The sequence below is a fragment of the Flavobacterium sp. CFBP9031 genome, assembly GCF_034044945.1.
Taxonomy (GTDB): Bacteria; Bacteroidota; Bacteroidia; order Flavobacteriales; family Flavobacteriaceae; genus Flavobacterium.
This window is the reverse complement of record NZ_JAXCWF010000011.1, coordinates 69,098-86,391: the sequence shown is the minus strand read 5'-3', so window position 1 is coordinate 86,391 and position 17,294 is coordinate 69,098. Positions and strand designations below refer to the sequence as shown.

At 35.5% G+C, this 17,294-nt stretch carries 9 protein-coding genes; 4 read left to right on the top strand and 5 right to left on the bottom strand.

What is annotated here, in order from left to right:
* Positions 1-41: 41 nt before the first annotated feature.
* The 4 genes from SOM12_RS18170 (at position 42) to SOM12_RS18155 (ending at position 8,119) form a co-directional block, all read left to right on the top strand.
* Positions 42-1,790 (top strand): AAA family ATPase, encoded by a 1,749-nt coding sequence (locus SOM12_RS18170; RefSeq protein ID WP_320494730.1) that lies wholly within the window; start codon positions 42-44, stop codon positions 1,788-1,790.
* Complete coding sequence (locus SOM12_RS18165; protein ID WP_320494729.1) at positions 1,787-3,019, top strand: HNH endonuclease; 1,233 nt, start codon at positions 1,787-1,789, stop codon at positions 3,017-3,019. The genes SOM12_RS18170 and SOM12_RS18165 overlap by 4 nt, the downstream gene beginning before the upstream one ends.
* A 109-nt stretch (positions 3,020-3,128) precedes the next feature.
* Complete coding sequence (locus SOM12_RS18160; RefSeq protein WP_320494728.1) at positions 3,129-5,510, top strand: hypothetical protein; 2,382 nt, start codon at positions 3,129-3,131, stop codon at positions 5,508-5,510.
* A gap of 38 nt (positions 5,511-5,548) precedes the next feature.
* Positions 5,549-8,119: a tetratricopeptide repeat protein gene (locus SOM12_RS18155; protein WP_320494727.1), complete on the top strand. Its 2,571-nt coding sequence runs from the start codon at positions 5,549-5,551 to the stop codon at positions 8,117-8,119.
* A 275-nt stretch (positions 8,120-8,394) separates the two neighbouring features.
* On the opposite strand, the gene SOM12_RS18150 is transcribed toward SOM12_RS18155, so the two are convergent.
* The 5 genes from SOM12_RS18150 to SOM12_RS18130 are packed head-to-tail and all read right to left on the bottom strand — an operon-like array spanning position 8,395 to position 17,152.
* Positions 8,395-9,567 (bottom strand): hypothetical protein, encoded by a 1,173-nt coding sequence (locus tag SOM12_RS18150; RefSeq protein WP_320494726.1) that lies wholly within the window; start codon positions 9,565-9,567, stop codon positions 8,395-8,397.
* Positions 9,568-9,586: 19 nt separating this feature from the next.
* Positions 9,587-11,932: a sensor histidine kinase gene (locus SOM12_RS18145; RefSeq protein WP_320494725.1), complete on the bottom strand. Its 2,346-nt coding sequence runs from the start codon at positions 11,930-11,932 to the stop codon at positions 9,587-9,589.
* A 12-nt stretch (positions 11,933-11,944) separates the two neighbouring features.
* Positions 11,945-13,051 (bottom strand): phosphoadenosine phosphosulfate reductase family protein, encoded by a 1,107-nt coding sequence (locus SOM12_RS18140; protein ID WP_320494724.1) that lies wholly within the window; start codon positions 13,049-13,051, stop codon positions 11,945-11,947.
* A complete protein-coding gene (locus tag SOM12_RS18135) occupies positions 13,051-16,266 on the bottom strand; it encodes a hypothetical protein (protein WP_320494722.1) in 3,216 nt (1,071 codons plus the stop codon). Before SOM12_RS18135 ends, SOM12_RS18140 begins: the two co-directional genes overlap by 1 nt.
* Positions 16,256-17,152: a DUF4007 family protein gene (locus tag SOM12_RS18130; protein ID WP_320494720.1), complete on the bottom strand. Its 897-nt coding sequence runs from the start codon at positions 17,150-17,152 to the stop codon at positions 16,256-16,258. Before SOM12_RS18130 ends, SOM12_RS18135 begins: the two co-directional genes overlap by 11 nt.
* Positions 17,153-17,294 lie beyond the last annotated feature (142 nt).

Sequence of the window (17,294 nt, the reverse complement as noted above, 5' to 3'; positions counted from 1 at the left end):
TGAGATTATTATTACAAATACTTACAACCAATAATTATATAATGGAACTACTATATGTGTGGATTGAAAAATTTAGAAACATAAACAACAAAGGCTTCAACTTTTCTAATCAATATGATCTCTATTATGATAGTGCTTCAAATCAAATTACGATTAATTTGATTGATGGCAGTAGCGCCTTGACAAATCAAAATGGAATCTTGAATTTTAATACTGATAACAGTAATTATTTAGAGGATTTTTTCAAATTTGATAGTTCGGAAACCACAACTGATATTTCTCAAATCTCAGCAATTATTGGTAAAAATTCATCAGGAAAGAGCAATGTAATAGATTTTATACTTACAGCAATCAGCAGAGGGAGCAGGGATAGATTAAGCTCAAACTATGTTTTGATTTTTAAAAAAAATGACCAGCCTTATTTTTGGGGCAAAACAGAAAACAATAATTTAACAGGCTCAACTGTTAATAGTATGCAAGCTGAATTGGAGAAAATTGATCCAGTTCGTGAATGGGAAAGTATGTTTTATTCAAATGTTGCCGATAATAAAGAATACGTATTCGAAAATAGTACTGTCAATAATTGTTCATTCGAAGCAATGAACAAGCTGCAGTCAAATAAGATTAGATTCGTAGATTCAGATATTTTCGATGATACCTGGAAAAAATTAAATCCCGGTAATAATCCTGAAAGAAAGGTCAGGTTCATATTCAATCCTGTTGCTTTTACCGAACTGGAAAAGTCTCATGCGGAAGAGGACAAGATTTCTGGGATTTTAAAGCGTTACAGAAAGGCTATTTACCAGGAATCGACATCCAATTACAATCGATTTAAGTATGGATTGGCAATCAATCTGTTTAGTTTTTTGGTATCTAAATCTGTAGGTATGGACCAGTTTTTGGAGCTTGTGCAATTAGTCGGGCAAGAAGGAATGGCTGAGGCTATTGCAACTTTGAATCCCAAAATTTTAAACTATCTCAATCAAATCGATACTTCCCAAATAGAAGACCTAAGCGAATTGGATTATCGTTTTTACAATAATCTACTTCAAGAATTGGAGGTATCCAATTATAATTTTGGAGAGGTAGAGCGCAACAGCAATTCCATTCTGGTAGATTTCAATGAGGATTTCAAAACTCTTATAGGAGAGAAGCAAAATGTTTTCAACAACCCTTCACTAATATCACACGACTGGTCAAAACTAAGTTCTGGAATGAGGGCTTATTTGAATTTGTATTCACAATTGTACTCCGTTGGCGAAAAAATAAGAGGAAATTCCAAAAGTGTATTGATTTGTATAGATGAAGGCGACCTTTACCTACATCCTGAATGGCAAAAGAATTTTCTAAATGATCTTATTTGGTTCATTCCCAATGTATTTGAATCATCAAAAGTTCAAATTATTCTCACTTCACATTCACCATTTCTTATCTCTGATCTGCCAAAAGAAAACGTGATCCTTTTGGACGAAAATTGTCATCCGACTAGGCAGCTAAATGAAGAGTCATCGTTTGGGGCAAATATTCATCAATTATTTACTAGGCAGTTCTTCTTAACAAGCGGATCCATTGGGGAATTTGCAAAAAGAAAAATCACAAGTCTTTTAAATGATATAAAAGAGATGACCGATGACAATGTTGAACAATTCCAAAAAAGGGTCGATATGATTGGGGAACCTGTTTTGCGCTTCCGCTTGGAAGACGAACTAAAAAAGAGGCTGAAGGAGTTATCTAAAGAGACTCAAATCAAATGGCATGAATTAGAAATTTCTAAACTTAGTGCCTCATGATTTTTATAGGAAACATAGCAGATTCACTACTTGAGTCTCATTGGAAGTATTTTAAAGCATCTGATGGCTATTCTGAATTAGAGGCCTTAGCAGACGATGTAACTATGGACTTTAAAGAACGCCGGTATTTTGCCAGGCTGAAAAACGATGAGAATCTATTAAAATCTATTATTACCGGCAGACCCGATCAATTGAAAGGTGAAATCGAATATTATCAGGCAAATGTTGTAACCAGCGTAGATCTGCTATCGCAGTACCAGATGTTTTTATCGTTCGGCACTTATGATCAGATTTATGAGCAGATCAATAAAAAAGCAGGGGAAATTTTCGGAAAAGACACGGTGGCCGCAAGAAGAAGGGACTACTGTGATAAGTTTACAGCTTTGAAGGATGGATTACTAGCCCCAGATTTGTTTACAGCCCCGGATCCGGAAGCAAAAATAGCGATTGGCCTTGTGAAAGAATACCATTCAAAACTCAAAACACAGTTTAATGAAGATGTAAAAAAATTCTATTCAAGAATCTATTCTGTCTTTAATTATGATGCTTTAATTGAATCGAAAGAGCCTTGGGGGGCTTACAAGCTTACAAATGCATTAGGTGTAACCGTTTGTCCGTACTGCAATAGGAACTACATCCACACCAGCTACAACGAACACGGAAAAACGAGGCCGGAATTAGATCATTTTTTTCCAAAATCAAAATATCCTTTTCTCTCGATATCTATATATAACCTAATCCCGAGCTGCCATATCTGTAATTCCAATCTAAAAGGGGCAAAGGATTTTTTTACTCATCCGCACCTGCATCCTTTCATAGAGACTAAAAATGGCGATTTTCAATTCGAAGTCAAATATCAGGACGAGGTTATCGATGAAATAGTACCCGATTTGGAAAGCTTTGATATAGTATTGACTTCTTTGACTGAGGACAATGAAATGAAAGCAAGCATAGAAAATTCCTGTAAAACATTTTTAATAAACGAGTTGTATAATCTTCATAAAGATGTAGCCCAAGAACTGCTATTTAAGTCAGTCTATTACAATGAAACCAAAATTGAAGAGTTAAAAAATATACTAGGAGACCATTCAGGAATAGATGATAATTTTCTTAAAAGGGTAATTATTGGAACATATGCGGACAGCAGCAGTATAGGAAAAAGATCTCTTTCAAAATATTCCTTTGACATCATATCAAAAACTGACTTGAAGAGAACTTTAGATTTATAATAATGATTTTTTTAAATATTTATTTGCTGTGCCAGATTTACGCATCTATCTAAAATACAGCTTATAAATTAGTATATTTAATTTTTTATAATAACCAATTTAACTGCTTATGTTGAAAGCTTTATTTGAATCCATATACAATTGTAAAACCGAACTGGATATTGACAATCTAATTTCAGCAAATTCATATCTGTCGAACTCAGACAACTGGTTTCCAATTGGGCAGAATGAATCTAATTTCAGCATAATTGAAAACCAACAATCTAATCCAATTGCGGCATTAGTGGAAAAAGTAACCAATTCTATTGATGCGATTCTAATGAAAAAATGCATTGAAGCAGGATTGGATCCTAAATCAAAAAATGCTCCCAAATCTATGGATGAGGCAGTTGGTTTATTTTTTACCAACCATAAAAATTGGGATCTAACCACAACAAGAAGGAAACAGGCGGAAGACATCCAAATTATAGCCGACGGCCCGACAAAGCAAAGTTCAGTAATCATCTATGACAATGGCGAAGGACAACATCCTGAAAATTTTGAAAGCACTTTTCTTTCCCTGATGCGAGGGAACAAAAATGAAATCCATTTTGTTCAAGGAAAGTACAATATGGGAGGAAGCGGAGCAATCGTCTTTTGCGGAAAAGGATACCAGCTGATTGGGTCCAAAAGATTTGACGGTTCAGGAAAATTCGGTTTTACATTAGTCAGGGAACATCCGCTCTCGAAAGATGAATTGGAGGTAAAGAAAAACACTTGGTACGAATACTTAAAAATTGATGCCCAAATTCCTTCTTTCGATATTTCAGAATTTGACCTAAAGCTTCTTAACAGAAATTTTACAACCGGTTCTGTCATCAAGATGTATTCTTATCAAATGAAAGGAGTTTCCGGGTTTGCTCAGGATTTGAATCAGAACCTGAATGAATTTTTATTTAAACCGGTTTTGCCGGTCTTTACAATAGATACAAAAGAGCGTTATCCGAACAATAGAGTTTTGGAAACAACGGTATATGGACTGCAGAGACGTTTGGAGGAAGAAAAAGATTATGTTGAAGATTGGTTTTCTGAAGAATACGAAGACATTCTTTTCGGCAAGATGAAAGTTACCTGTTATGTTTTCAAGGCAAAACAAGAAGGCAAAACCGTCAAGGAAACAAAAGCAGACATCCAACGTAGGTTTTTTAAAAACAACATGTCAACTTTGTTTTCAATGAACGGCCAGGTACATGGCCACTACACTTCAGAATTTATTACCAGAAGCTTAAAATTTAATCTACTGAAAGATTACCTGCTCATCAATGTGGACTGCACAAAGATGAAATATGAGTTTAGAAAAGACCTTTTTATGGCTTCGCGCGATCGTTTAAAAAATGGAGCAAAGGCAGAGGAATTAAGAGATTATCTGCGAAAGAAATTAACCAAATCCAAACTTGAAGAAATCAACAAACGCAGAAAAGATTCTATCGGATTAGAAAGCGAGGACACTTCTGAACTTATAAAAAGCTTTGCTAAAAACCTTTCAAAAGACAGTGAACTTTTCAAGCTGCTGCAGAACACTCTGAAACTTGAGGAAAAGGCAAAAGAAAAACCTGAAAAAAAACAATCAACAGGAAGACCAGTGAGGGAGCAGACGCCTTTTAAGCCTGAACGTTTTCCAAGTTTTTTTAAATTACAGCATAAAGCCAACAGTCCCATTGCTGTACCAATCGGGGGCGAAAAGACTCTGCGCTTTGAAACCGATGTTGAAGACCACTATTTTGACCGGACAGATAATCCAGGGGACTTGCAAGTCAGTGTTTTAAAAGTAAAACGGACAGATAGCAAAGGCGGCAATCAGCAGGGAAATGCAAAAGAACCGGGGGAATTAATAAATATTATAAAGTCAAGTCCTGACAAAGGGACAATCAAAATCACTTTCAACCCTGATACGGAATTACGGCAAGGCGATGAGATAGAAATAGAAGCTTCCTTGAAAGGTGCGGGAGATACCTTCTTCCAGGAGATTGTTTTTCTGAAAATTGTTGACCCGGAACAAAAGAAAGAAATAGCACCTAAGGAAGAAGAGAGTTTTGATAATATAGGATTACCGGAACTGGTAAAAGTTTCAAAAGAGCAATGGGAGGAAATTGAAATAAACGGGGGCATTTCCATGAACTATGATACTGTACTGGCGCCGGTAGCTTCTGGAGATATATTAGAGAAAATTTATATAAACATCGACAGCAACGTTTTTCTTAATTATCGCAAAAAACTAAAGAATGAGGATCAGATAATCGTAGCTCAAAAAAGGTATATTGCTGCGGTTTATTTTCATTCATTGTTCTTATACATGATTACCAAAAAGAAAAACTACAGGCTTTCTTCTTCTGATAATACTGAGGAAGAAATAACAATCGACACCTATATCAGCGATGTATTCGATAGCTATTACTCTGATTTTCTGTTGAATTTTGGAATGGAACAGCTGATGGGAAGTTTGGAGGATTGATTTTTAAGGATAATAAAATTTAAACAGTAACACTTTATTTGAATATTGATATGCAATTCCAATATGAGACCATCGGAGATGAAAATGTATTCCAGGATTTTTGCAAGGACCTATTGAATTGCGTTTATCAAACCCAGTCATTCGAACTCTACAAAACAAAAGGTGCGGCCCAATTTGGAATCGATATTTTATCGACAGCACATAAAGTAGTAGTACAATGTAAAAAAAAGAAGCTGTTGCGGTCCGACAAAGAGCTAGAAAAAGAACTTATTAATGATTTAGATGAAAGCATCAAACTATTTTTAGGTTCAGCACTTACTTGCCGTCGGTTTATCTTAATAAGCACTACTAAAAAATATGGCAGTGTTCAGGATCGCGCTATATTTCTTTCTCAATTAAATGGCTTTGAGATTGTTTTTTGGAGCTGGGAAGACATTGAAAGATATATTTCACAGTATGTAGAATTAAGGAGAAGGTATTATCCTCATTTATTCCAGAATGAATCTGCGATACCACAGGTAATCACATATATACCTAATGTCCATGAGCAGGAAATAGTTGGTCGGGCCATCGACTTGTCAAACCTTGAAGCTTTAATTGAATCTTCCAAAAGAGCTGTATTGGTTAATGGTATGGGCGGAGTAGGAAAAACTACGCTTGCCAAACTTTTTGTAGCCAAGAATTATCGCAATTATTCACACGTGATCTGGCTGGATGTAAAAACTGATTTTTCAAAAGCGAAAATTGGAGAAAGAAGATCTCCATTAGTGGAAGCTTTTGCAAATAACGTAACGTTGATCAATAATCTGAAACTTCCGATTAACGAGATATCTCCGGAAGACCGATTATTGATGATTCTTAATAAATTACAAAATATTTCAGGTTCTAATTTGTTGGTTGTCGACAATACTTCGGCCGAAATAATTGAATTCGATAGTAAATTTCCATTTAATAATTGGAAAATACTCTTAACTTCTCGTGAAGAAATTGAAGGTTACTCACTGCTCAATCTCGAAGTCTTAAATGATGAAGATGCAATTTGCATTTTTTATCAATACTATAAAATTGAAAAAAGCGATTTAGTAATCAGTCTCTTGAATTATATTGGAAACCATACTTTAACAATTGAATTACTAGCGAAGACTGCTCAAAAAAGAAAACTAAGCATTCAAGGACTAGTTGAATTATTAAAGCAAAATGGATTGAATATTCCTAAAACGGCAAAGATTGTTGTAGGACATGATCCACAAGCAACAACACTTTTTGAATACTTGCTCAAAATATTCTCAATTTCGGATCTAACTGAAGAACAAGTCGAATATTTACTATACTTTTCTATTTTAAATTCAGCTCCAATTTCTTATGACGACTTAAAATTGCTTTTCGAAATTCCGGAAGATGACAACAAATTTTTCGATAATATATCAGAACTGGCTTTAAAAGGATGGTTGAAAGAATTAGATGGCAACTATCAAGTGCATCAAATAATACAAGAAGTATTAAGAGATAAATTAAAACCCGATGAGGACAACTGCATATTGCTAATCAATACCCTTACAAAAGTCCTAACGATCTCATGGGAAATAAATCCTTTTGATATTGAGAGATTCGTTCAATACGCCCAAAGTGCTGCCAGCTATATTAAAGAGTCCAAAGAAGGAAAAGAAATTGCTGGACTTTACAGTATTTTAGGTTTAAGAGAAGAGGATCTATTTAACCTTGAAAAAGCGCTTTTATTCAATCACAATGCTGTATCAATATATGAGAAAGATATACCAAATAACGCACTTGAACTTTCATCACGATACAATAATCTGCAATCAATATACAAAACGCTGGGTCAAATGGAAGAGGCATTTGAATTTCAGTTTAAAGCAATAGAACTTCAGGAGGAGTATCAACATCCTCTTCATCCGGATATGGGCACTTCCTACAATAATCTATCGCTGCTATATGAAATTGAAGGGGACTTGCGATCTGCATTAGATTATCAAAAAAGAGCATTATTTATTGCAGAATTCAACCTTGATGAAAACCATCCGCATCTAGCAGCAGCATATAACAATTATTCCATATTGCTTTATAAAATTGGATTAATAGAAGAAGCGATGGAATATCAGCAGAAATCCTTTGCTATACGTAAAGAAGTTTTAGCAGAAAATCATCCTGCCCTTGCCGAAGCGCATGGAAACATTGCGGCTATGTATGAAACTATAGATAAGCTTAGCGAAGCAGAGTACCATACTTTGAAATCAATAGAAATTAGGAAAAAGATTTATCAAGACAATCACTACACACTTGGTGCGTCCTACAACAATTTAGCATCTATCTATTTAAAAAGAAAAGATTTTCAAAAAGCCTATGAGTTTCAAAAACTAGCCATTGCTATAGAAATGGAAGTTCTGGGAGAAAGTCACCATACGCTAAGCACTACCTTTAGCACTATGGCTGTAATTCAGCTGGAGCTAGGCAATCTGCAAGAAGCAAAACAAAATGTTGAACGTGCCATAGCGATCGCAAAAAAAAATTTCGATAACGGACATCCCGATTTAAATATTTACAACTATTTCCTTATGCATGTAGAAAATCTGATTCGCAGCAAAAATTAGGACAGAATGCAGCATGATGATAACTATTAGCGACAAGCTGAATCTCACACTTTAGCAAGTATGCAATTAATTAAAAAATGAGATATACCAAAAAATAGGATTATGGATTTTCTTTAGTGACTGCAAATAATGGCAAAGCAATAACTATCGTTGATTATATTCGAGATGTATTCGATAGTTATTACTTTACTTTCTTCTTAGTTTTGGAATGGCAGTTGATTATCAACTTGAAAGATTAATCCCTGTCCCAAAAGAGCGGTTAAATTTCAATAACGTTAATCTTTTATTAAATAGTATTGTGCTTCATTATATGCCGTATCAGAAATACCGCCTCTTAATAAGTAGCCGGCCAGTTTCCTGACAACATCATTTGTTAGATCATCAACCAAAGAAATGACCAGGTTGTAACTCATTAATTCCTCCTCGCTAACTGTAATTATCTTTTTTAGATCTACGAAACCTCCTCTGAATTGCGGTGAAGGAGGCAAAAATCTAAAGCGCTCCCCCACATAAGAATTGGTGACATCATCGGTTATGCTGGTTCTTATCTGCTTGGCTCCCTTAGTTTCCCCAGTCGCTTTATTTTCAACTTTGGCAGATTGAAAACTATTATTCTGATCAGCAGAAATTTCATTTATTTCGCAAAGCAGTATCTGCTCGAAATTCCTATTGGAAATATTACACCTTGGAGTTGCGACAAAAAACATTTTTCCCGACTGGTTTTCAAATATATCACCTGTATAAAAACAATGCTTATCAGTATTGGTCCTTCTGTAATAATGCTCAATTGAATTTACAACGACGCTTTTGTCTTCAGAATTGCCATTTATTAGATTTTGGTAGATCGATCTTACTGCGATTCTTTCAAACACCTCTCGGGTCCTGCTTGAAAATTCCGGATCATTGGGATTATCAGTCTGGATTGATTTGATTATCTCCTCAATCTCATTATGCTTAAACTGGTTGACAAATGCCGAATGGATTTCGGACATGATCTTTTGGTCCAAAGTTCCATTTATGGAAAAGATATTCAAGAATCCGCTATTCAACATCAACTCTATCGAGTCAATTATCTGCGCAATAGATCTACTGTTTTTTTGCTTTTTTATAATTGTCCCTTTTTCATCGAGTTCTGTAAAATGAGCTAAATTGCCGCTGTGGACAAAAATGGGAATTCTATTATTCTCGTAGTGTGTTTTTATCTGGTTTATAGTTTCATTGATTGATGCCGCCGAATCATGATCCTGATTATTCAGATCCATAACCAAACATTTTACATTGTCCCGATTGTCTTCAAATGCTTTTAGGTAATCTTTTAAATTCTGGGAAACAATTAAATCTGCATTTAGTTTTTTCTCACTAAAATAGGATACAAAAGGCTCTATTATTCTCTTATCATCTTCTAATAGAAGCACTATATTTGCTGAAGCGGCAGGTGATGAACTCATGAGTTTAAATATAAAATTCTTAATTTTTTGTAATATAAAAAGCAGGACCATATGATATGTTTTCAGCTGTTATATGCCAATCAATGTTCCCCAACATATTTCGGGTAAAAGCCAATCCTAATCCAGTAGCATTTCTTTCTTTCTTGCCTGTGATACCGTATTCAAAAATTATCTCAAGTTCATCTTCATTGATTTTAGGCCCAGTATTGCTTATTACAAACGTATTTGGTTCCTTATACTCAAAACTGATAATTTTGTTTGATTGGCCTTGCTGCAGCCAATACACAGAATTACTGACAATGTTTAAAAAGGACACCCAAAAAGGATACTCCACTTCCTTAATTTCAAGCGATTCAAGGGAACGGGAAATGGTAACTGTAATTCCATTTTCTTCGATTTTCTCCCGGAAAAGGTGTAAAACTTTCTTGAAAGTATCTATTGGCTTGAAATTTTTATGTCTTCCTTTGCCGATAGCAGGCTGCAAAGAATCTTTGAGTTCATCCATGGCATCCAAAGACAGATCGATGTTGGCAAATCTTGCTGTAATTTCCTCTCTGAGATTCTGTTCTTGTATATGTTTGGCTTTTAGCTTTAATACGCTGATATCTCCTCCGATAGCCGAAATTGGCTGAGCCAATTCATGATATATTAATTCGAGACTTGTTCCCAAGGTTGCCAAGCGCTGTGACAATGTCAGCGTTTCCTGCATGTTGTCTAAAGAGGTATTGGTTTCAGATACAAATTCTTTAGTCAATTTCATCAATTCAGGATCATTATTGCTTTTCTCTGCCAGATACTGAATGAATTTTTCAGAATCAGGCCTTTCAAATTTATTTTTCACGCCCCCGGTTTTGACACCCAGATTATGCTTTAGCCTGTATCTGGCCCTTCTTCGTCCTGCTTCCTCTAGTATTCCTGTGATCGATTTTTTAAAGACGATAAAGGCCTTGTTTTCGAAAAATCCTTCTCTGTTGGTCTTCTCGCTTAGTCCGTCGTTTTCAGGTGAATATAAAAAGGTATATCCCAATATTTGATTTGGTCCGATTGTTACAATATGCTTCTTTACTCTTTGGGCGCCAAGTCCAAGCCAATCCTGCTCTTCTTCTCCGTAGGGTTTGACACCAAAACCATTCTTAGAAACCTTTAGGCCAAGATATCTGCTCATTATAACAGCTGATTCTCTTCTTCCGCTTGCTTTGAGAAGGTCTTTCATTTTCTCTTTAGAATCTTCATCCAGATCATAAACCCTAATATCAAAGTAAAACTCTCCTAATTGCGTGTCTTTGTATTTGGTAGGAATATCGTCAAAACTAATTTCTTTCCTTTTATTTAAATCTTCATCGGATAGAAGATACTCAGGCTCAATATCAAAATCTTGGTTTAGTACGTCTTCAGGCAATCTTTTGCATAGGTATTTTCCCTTTACATAATTTTCAGCCGTAACTTTCCCAAAAATGCGATAGTCGTAATATTCAAAAATCTTTGAAGGCTCTATTTCAATAAAATCTATCCTGCCTTTTATCTGGTTTTTTATAAAATTTATTCCGTAAAACAGCTGAAATGTTCCCGATCCGTTGTCAATTTTGTTTTCCTGGTCAATTATTCCTTCAGCCACAAGTTCTTTCTGGATTAATGAACTTTGCTTGAGTGGCGTTATTAATTCAACAAGGCTTTTATAAAATGTTGTACCCTCGATATCATTATTATTGGTTTCTTCCTCAATAATGGAACTCACCGAATTATCAACGTCCTGCAATATAATCATGGTTCCTTCATTAAACTCATTAAATGGATCATCCCTTAACAAGTTGAGCAATATTCCATTTTTATTTAATGCGCTCTTTTCCAATAACTCCTCATCGGAAAACAGCTCGGTATAATCATCAATCTCACCACCTAAAAAAGATACCTCGTCCAGCAGGCTGTCGACCCTGAATTTCTCCCTATCAATTTTTATCCAATTATATTTAGCATCACTGCTCTGCTTTGTGATAATTGTCAGATGTCTTCCAAGGGCCATTGCCGCAAGTCGGCCTATCCCTTTAGATCCTAAATATTTTCGTTCGTAGATGAGACTTTTGCGGTTATCTTTATCTTCGTCCCTTTTACTGCTTCTTGAAGTAATTAACCAGTCATTAAAAAGAGTATGGCTGCTCATTCCGAGCCCATTGTCTTTTATTATCAGGAAATTTTTATTCGGATCGGCATTATATTGGGTGTAGACCCAACATTTGTCAGCATCTGCATCATACCCATTTTTCACTAATTCATTGATCGCTGTTGAAGGATGTCCAATTTGTTCTTCACCCATTTGGATAATAGACATGGCCCCTGTAGTAAATTGTAAAATTTTATGTTCTACCATGGTGTATTTCTATTATATAAAACAACTTGCACAACCTTCTCCTTCCGCATCTTCCAAAATATCCAAAAGATAAGGCGACTGTACTTTTGAGTTTTTTCTTTCTTTACGTTTGATATACTCTTCTTTTATTTTTTCGATACGATCAGGCTGCACCAATTCAGACAAGGATTCATCCTGTATCCAGGTATAGCCGTCTTTCTCATACTCCATAGCTTTCAAAAACAGATCGGGGTGCTGTTCATACAGCCAAACCCACTCAATCTTCTGCTGATAAAAACAAAAGAAGCAGCCTGAGCGGCTTCGCGCATAAGTTGATTTTTTGCCATTTACTTCAAATTCTATGGCTTTATAATATGCCGGAACCCCAACGCCGGAATCCTCCAATATTGTGAAAATATCATCCCTGACCAGTACTTCCTGATTATCTATCAAAGGAAATTCAGTTTCTTTTGACAATGGATATTCAGTTGTCTGGAGGAATTGAAAAACAGCTTGATTATATTCTTTAATTCCAAGATCCAAGAGATTATTGAGTTTTTGCGACTGACTGAAGTTAATCGAAACCTCTTCGCTTATAACTTCAAAAAATCTTTCACGCTTTTCGCCTAAATCAAATGCCTCATAATATTTTAAAACATTATTGATATTGTTATTTGAAAGAAATTTGGCCGTAACATCTTCGCTGAAGATATTCTTGCGGAACGGAAAAATAGATTGGATATTGGATTTTCTAGATATATACCCCTCTCTGTCTTCATCACCGCGGATACCCACATATGATATAACCAAATCGTCTCCAACAAATTTTTCGAAGGGCTCGAGCTTCAGTTTTTTCGTGCACCAGCGCGACATATTTCCAGGCAGATAGCCGTTGTACATTTTTACAAAATGATCAAAAGGATTCAGGCTGTCGTCAGAAAGAACAGGAAGTCTGTATATTTCCCTGCCCAAATAATTTTCAAGATTTTCTATCAGATTATAAGTGTCATCAAGTTCTTTTCCTGTATCCGATGTATAATATTCTATATCCAGTTCCGGATAATTCTGCCTCATATATATAGCCAAGGCGGCACTGTCCTTTCCTCCAGATATGCCCAATACGTGTCTTACTTTACCCATTATAACAAGTCTTTTAAAACAGTTGTTACAGCGGCCAGGTCTATACTTTTATCTTTAGACAGCAGCTGTTTTATCTTTTCTTCGAGATTCTCGACCTCTTTGCTTTTTCCTTTCGGAAGCCGTATGACCTTGTTCGCCATTCCTCCTTCAAAAGAGTTTATCTGAACATCCAAGGCTATTTCCTTATCTTCATCAAATTTAGTCTTTGATATCCTATTTAAACTATCCAGACTTAAAATCATATCGGCAAACCTATCATAGAGCACAAGTTCGTCATCATCTTTAAATTTTTCGAGCGATTTGCCCGTTAAAGATTGCGCTAATGAGCTTAACCATGCTTTCTTATCCTCTATTTGAGAATCAAGCCTCTGTACAAATGATTTCTGCGTGTTGAGCAGCAAGTGGCGGTGCAAACTTTTATATCTACTTTGAAATTTGATTTTGTACTGATCAAAGGGCATAGGCTTGTCTAAATATTTATCCTGTAGAAAAGATTCAAAACGATTAACCAATTCATCAAAAGAGTTGCGAACCTCTTTTATGGAATCCTGCAGCTGTACTATAAAATGCTGTAATTCCGCCCTGTCCTTCTGTATTTTTGAAACAGAATAGCCTAATGCAGTAGGGAAATCTTCAAAGAAAGACTGCTCCGGGTCCTTAGAATTTGCTATTGCCTCTCTGATGGCAAAACTTTCTTTTGACAAACGTTTGGTTTCCTTCGAATATTCCGGGAGTCCTCTATAAAATACCAGAAAAGGCTTTATTGTTTCTATGAAAGTCTGGGCATTGCCGTTTTTATTTATATCAATATTTAAAAATTTGCGATAGCTATTGAAAATATCCAACTTAACCCCTTCAAGCACAAAAGATTTTACTTCAAAATCTTTTGGCACTTTTGCCATTAGTTCCAAAATATCCTCATTAATGGTAGGAGTATAGATATTTACATTAAATAAGGCATATTCGTCCCTTTTTATAAATAAAAAAGTGGGAACCCAAAAGTCAATGAAACCTTGCTTGAGCTTAAAAGGCCTGTTGCTTAATATTTCTATGAATTCTGTTAAGTTTCTTTTGGTCAGCTTGGCACTGTTTAAAAATTCCACAGAGACTTTCCACAAATCATCAAAACCGTTTTCATTATGAGGTTCAATCAAACGGGATGCATTATCATCACATAACTTGATACCATTGTTTTCCAGCAAGGATAAATAAATTGTTTTCTCCGGCGGATACTTCTCTGCAGGAAAACCAAGCTGGGGAATATCCCAATCATTGGCCAAAGCCCTGAAATAATTTCTTTTTGCTGTATGGATCGATGTCGAGATCTTATGCTTGTTTACTAGCTCATTATTAAAGTAAGGCGTTTTATGATAAACCTTGCGGCAAATCTCAGATAGAAATGCATTAAATTCTTTTTGCGATTTCAGCTCTTTCTGCTGTCCCTCAAAGATCCATTTTACCGTCGCCTTATCTCCAAAAAAACTATTGAGTATCTTATGATTCAATAAATTTCTCTGGTGCATAACAATATTTTTAAGCTCTGTAACTGCGACTTTGTCATCGCGGTTTTCTTCTATAACTTTTCTTGTTTTCTCTATTTCGAATAGGAGATCCTTAATCTCCTTAGAATTTAAATAATAGCAATATAGAATTCCTTCCTGATTCTCAGATGAGAAGCTTTCAATGTCGGACAAGATGTCCTTCTCATTAAAAATCAGGTTAATGTAACCGTCCACATCTCCTTCGGGCTTTGCAGAAATAGGCTGTGAGGTAATTTTATATTCAAACAGACGCGGCGTTCCTGTCTCGAACATAGCTCTTTTAGCCAATACGGGAGGGAGCTCGTAATTTTTGTTCAGCAAGGTAACTACATCTGTAATGTCATCGATTTTATTCCCCGCTTCGTAAAGGGCGGTTTGTATATCTAAATCTGTCCCTTCAAAAAGGATATATCTGTTATTGTAATTTCTGTAAAGAATCACTTTCTTTACCTCGAGATCCTCGATTATCGCATCAGCGGCAGCAATACCTAGACTTTTTTGGGCATACCTTATAAGAAAATCACGATTTATGAATGAGCCGGCCTGCGCATTTATTGACAGCAAGCCTATTGTTTTAATCAGTTTCTCATAATCCGCCAGGTTACTGTCAAATAAAACTTCTGCCTTTTCCAATGAAGTCCTTATAGCTTTCCACGCACTAAAATCAGGATTATACCTTGAGTTAAGAAATGAAAAATAATTATGCACCAGAAAATCATACACTTCAGCTATTGAATAGAAACCATCTGTCAAGATACTGTGCTGGTATAATCCCGTATGATCTGTTGATTCTAAAAAAGAAAATAATGACCTTTCATTTTGCCCGTATTTCTGCAATGACAATGTCAGTACGTAGGCAGAAATAGCGTCCAGGGGATATAATCTTTTGGCAATTCCGTTAATGTAGTCTTCATTAGTCCTAAAAGCCTTAGAATCTGCCAGCAGTTCAACCAGTTCAGCAATAGTTCGTTCTTTCTTATTGACTGACTGCTTCTCTTCAATATGTTCGGATGCAAGGAACAATAACTGCTCAACGGGTTCATTAAAAGTGATTTCTTTAAATCTTCCTTTAACTTTTGTCCATTCCTGTCTCTGCGACGACCCAAGATTCATGGCGTAGGCATCAAAATTTTGATGCACTGTTGTCAATAATACTATATTATTATCCGAATTATTGGCAAACTCAGACAGCTGCTGTATGAAATACAGTTCCTGCTCAGGTTTATTCTGTGATGCATATTCAAGAAATTTGCCGAACTCATCTATGACAATAAAAAGCAGGGGGCTTTTCTTGTCCAGATCGTAATAGCGGTTAAAAAGTTCAGAAAAGATATTTTCAATAACATCTTTATCATTCTTGATTTCAAGTAGATCAGCAAAGGTCTGCTTTAAAGATTGATATTCACCAATTATTTTAACAAAACCAATTTTCGGATCAGCAAGCATGTTTAATCCAAAATATGATTTATTTTTTTTCAGGGTTTGTTCAAGAGCCCATAAGAACGAGCTCTTACCGGTTCCGTATGATCCGATTATATTAAATGACCTTGTCCCTTGCTTAAAGTCATTGCTTATTTGATTACTAATTCGAATGGCATTTGGAGTAGGAATATATGTCAATTCCCTGTCTGTATCACGAATTATATTGGTGGATGTAGTGAATTTATTTGCCATAATAAAGATCTAGTATTTCAAATTTATTGGGTTTTACTGCGAACTGTAGTTCTTTGATACCCGCGTGATCACTTAATGTTATACCGTATTTCTTATATTTAAGACTGTTAACAGCTGATTCTAATTTTTCCATCAATGCATTTTTCGTAATCGCAAAAACAGACCCGGCCTTATTTCGATCCTGAGAAAGAACATTTAAGCTTACAGATTTTTGAAAATCATCTTTATCCAAAATTGTGTATAAAATAATTTCTTCAGGCAGGTTGTTTCGGTTCTCATTAGGAATGGAATACAGAGAACTATGCTTCTTTTCTTCCTGTATTAAATTTAAGTCCGTTAAAAGCCCGGAAAAGGTGTCTTCCTTATCTTTTACCTGGTCGGTTGTTCGGATGTACATTTTTACCAATACCTCAAAATCCGCCGCAACGGTCTTCTTGTTGAACTGTGTAAATCCAATTTCATTTGCCTTCCTTTCTGCAAACAGCAGGAAATTTTCTTTTGTAAACTCAATTTTCTCCTTTCTCAATTGATTAAAAACCAAATCATATATTGATGCTGAGCCCTGAGCTACGAGGTGGTAATGAAGAAGCCATAAGGTAGCTTCATCTTCCAGATAGGGGTCTCTGCCATTTGCAGAAAAAATATAATCCGCCAACTCACTAGTGTTTCCTTCTTTGTCGATTAATGCAAATGCCTTCATCCAGAAATGTATAGCTGAAACCATATTTTTACCGACACCCAACAGAACTACTGCCTCGCTATCACTGAATCTGCTTCCTTTTTTTACAAAATCGTAACCTTTTTTCAGCCACAATTGCCTGCAATGGAAAGTTTCGTGCCCAGAAAAAGTAAGTTTATTCAGTGGATTGGTCGATATTTCAGACATAAATTTCTATATTCTTTTAATTGATACAAATTAACAAAATATAAAAACAACAGATGCATTATTGAGCTTATAATATTAATTTGAGTTTGATATTTTAATTTTCATTTCCTAGTATACCGCACAGAACCTTTTTTGATGAATG

Bases quoted from the DNA above. Each gene is read 5' to 3' on its own strand.
- SOM12_RS18170 (WP_320494730.1), top strand. From the start codon at position 42: ATGGAACTACTATATGTGTGGATTGAAAAATTTAGAAACATAAACAAC.
- SOM12_RS18165 (WP_320494729.1), top strand. From the start codon at position 1,787: ATGATTTTTATAGGAAACATAGCAGATTCACTACTTGAGTCTCATTGG.
- SOM12_RS18160 (WP_320494728.1), top strand. From the start codon at position 3,129: ATGTTGAAAGCTTTATTTGAATCCATATACAATTGTAAAACCGAACTG.
- SOM12_RS18150 (WP_320494726.1), bottom strand. From the start codon at position 9,567: ATGAGTTCATCACCTGCCGCTTCAGCAAATATAGTGCTTCTATTAGAA.
- SOM12_RS18145 (WP_320494725.1), bottom strand. From the start codon at position 11,932: ATGGTAGAACATAAAATTTTACAATTTACTACAGGGGCCATGTCTATT.
- SOM12_RS18140 (WP_320494724.1), bottom strand. From the start codon at position 13,051: ATGGGTAAAGTAAGACACGTATTGGGCATATCTGGAGGAAAGGACAGT.
- SOM12_RS18135 (WP_320494722.1), bottom strand. From the start codon at position 16,266: ATGGCAAATAAATTCACTACATCCACCAATATAATTCGTGATACAGAC.
- SOM12_RS18130 (WP_320494720.1), bottom strand. From the start codon at position 17,152: ATGTCTGAAATATCGACCAATCCACTGAATAAACTTACTTTTTCTGGG.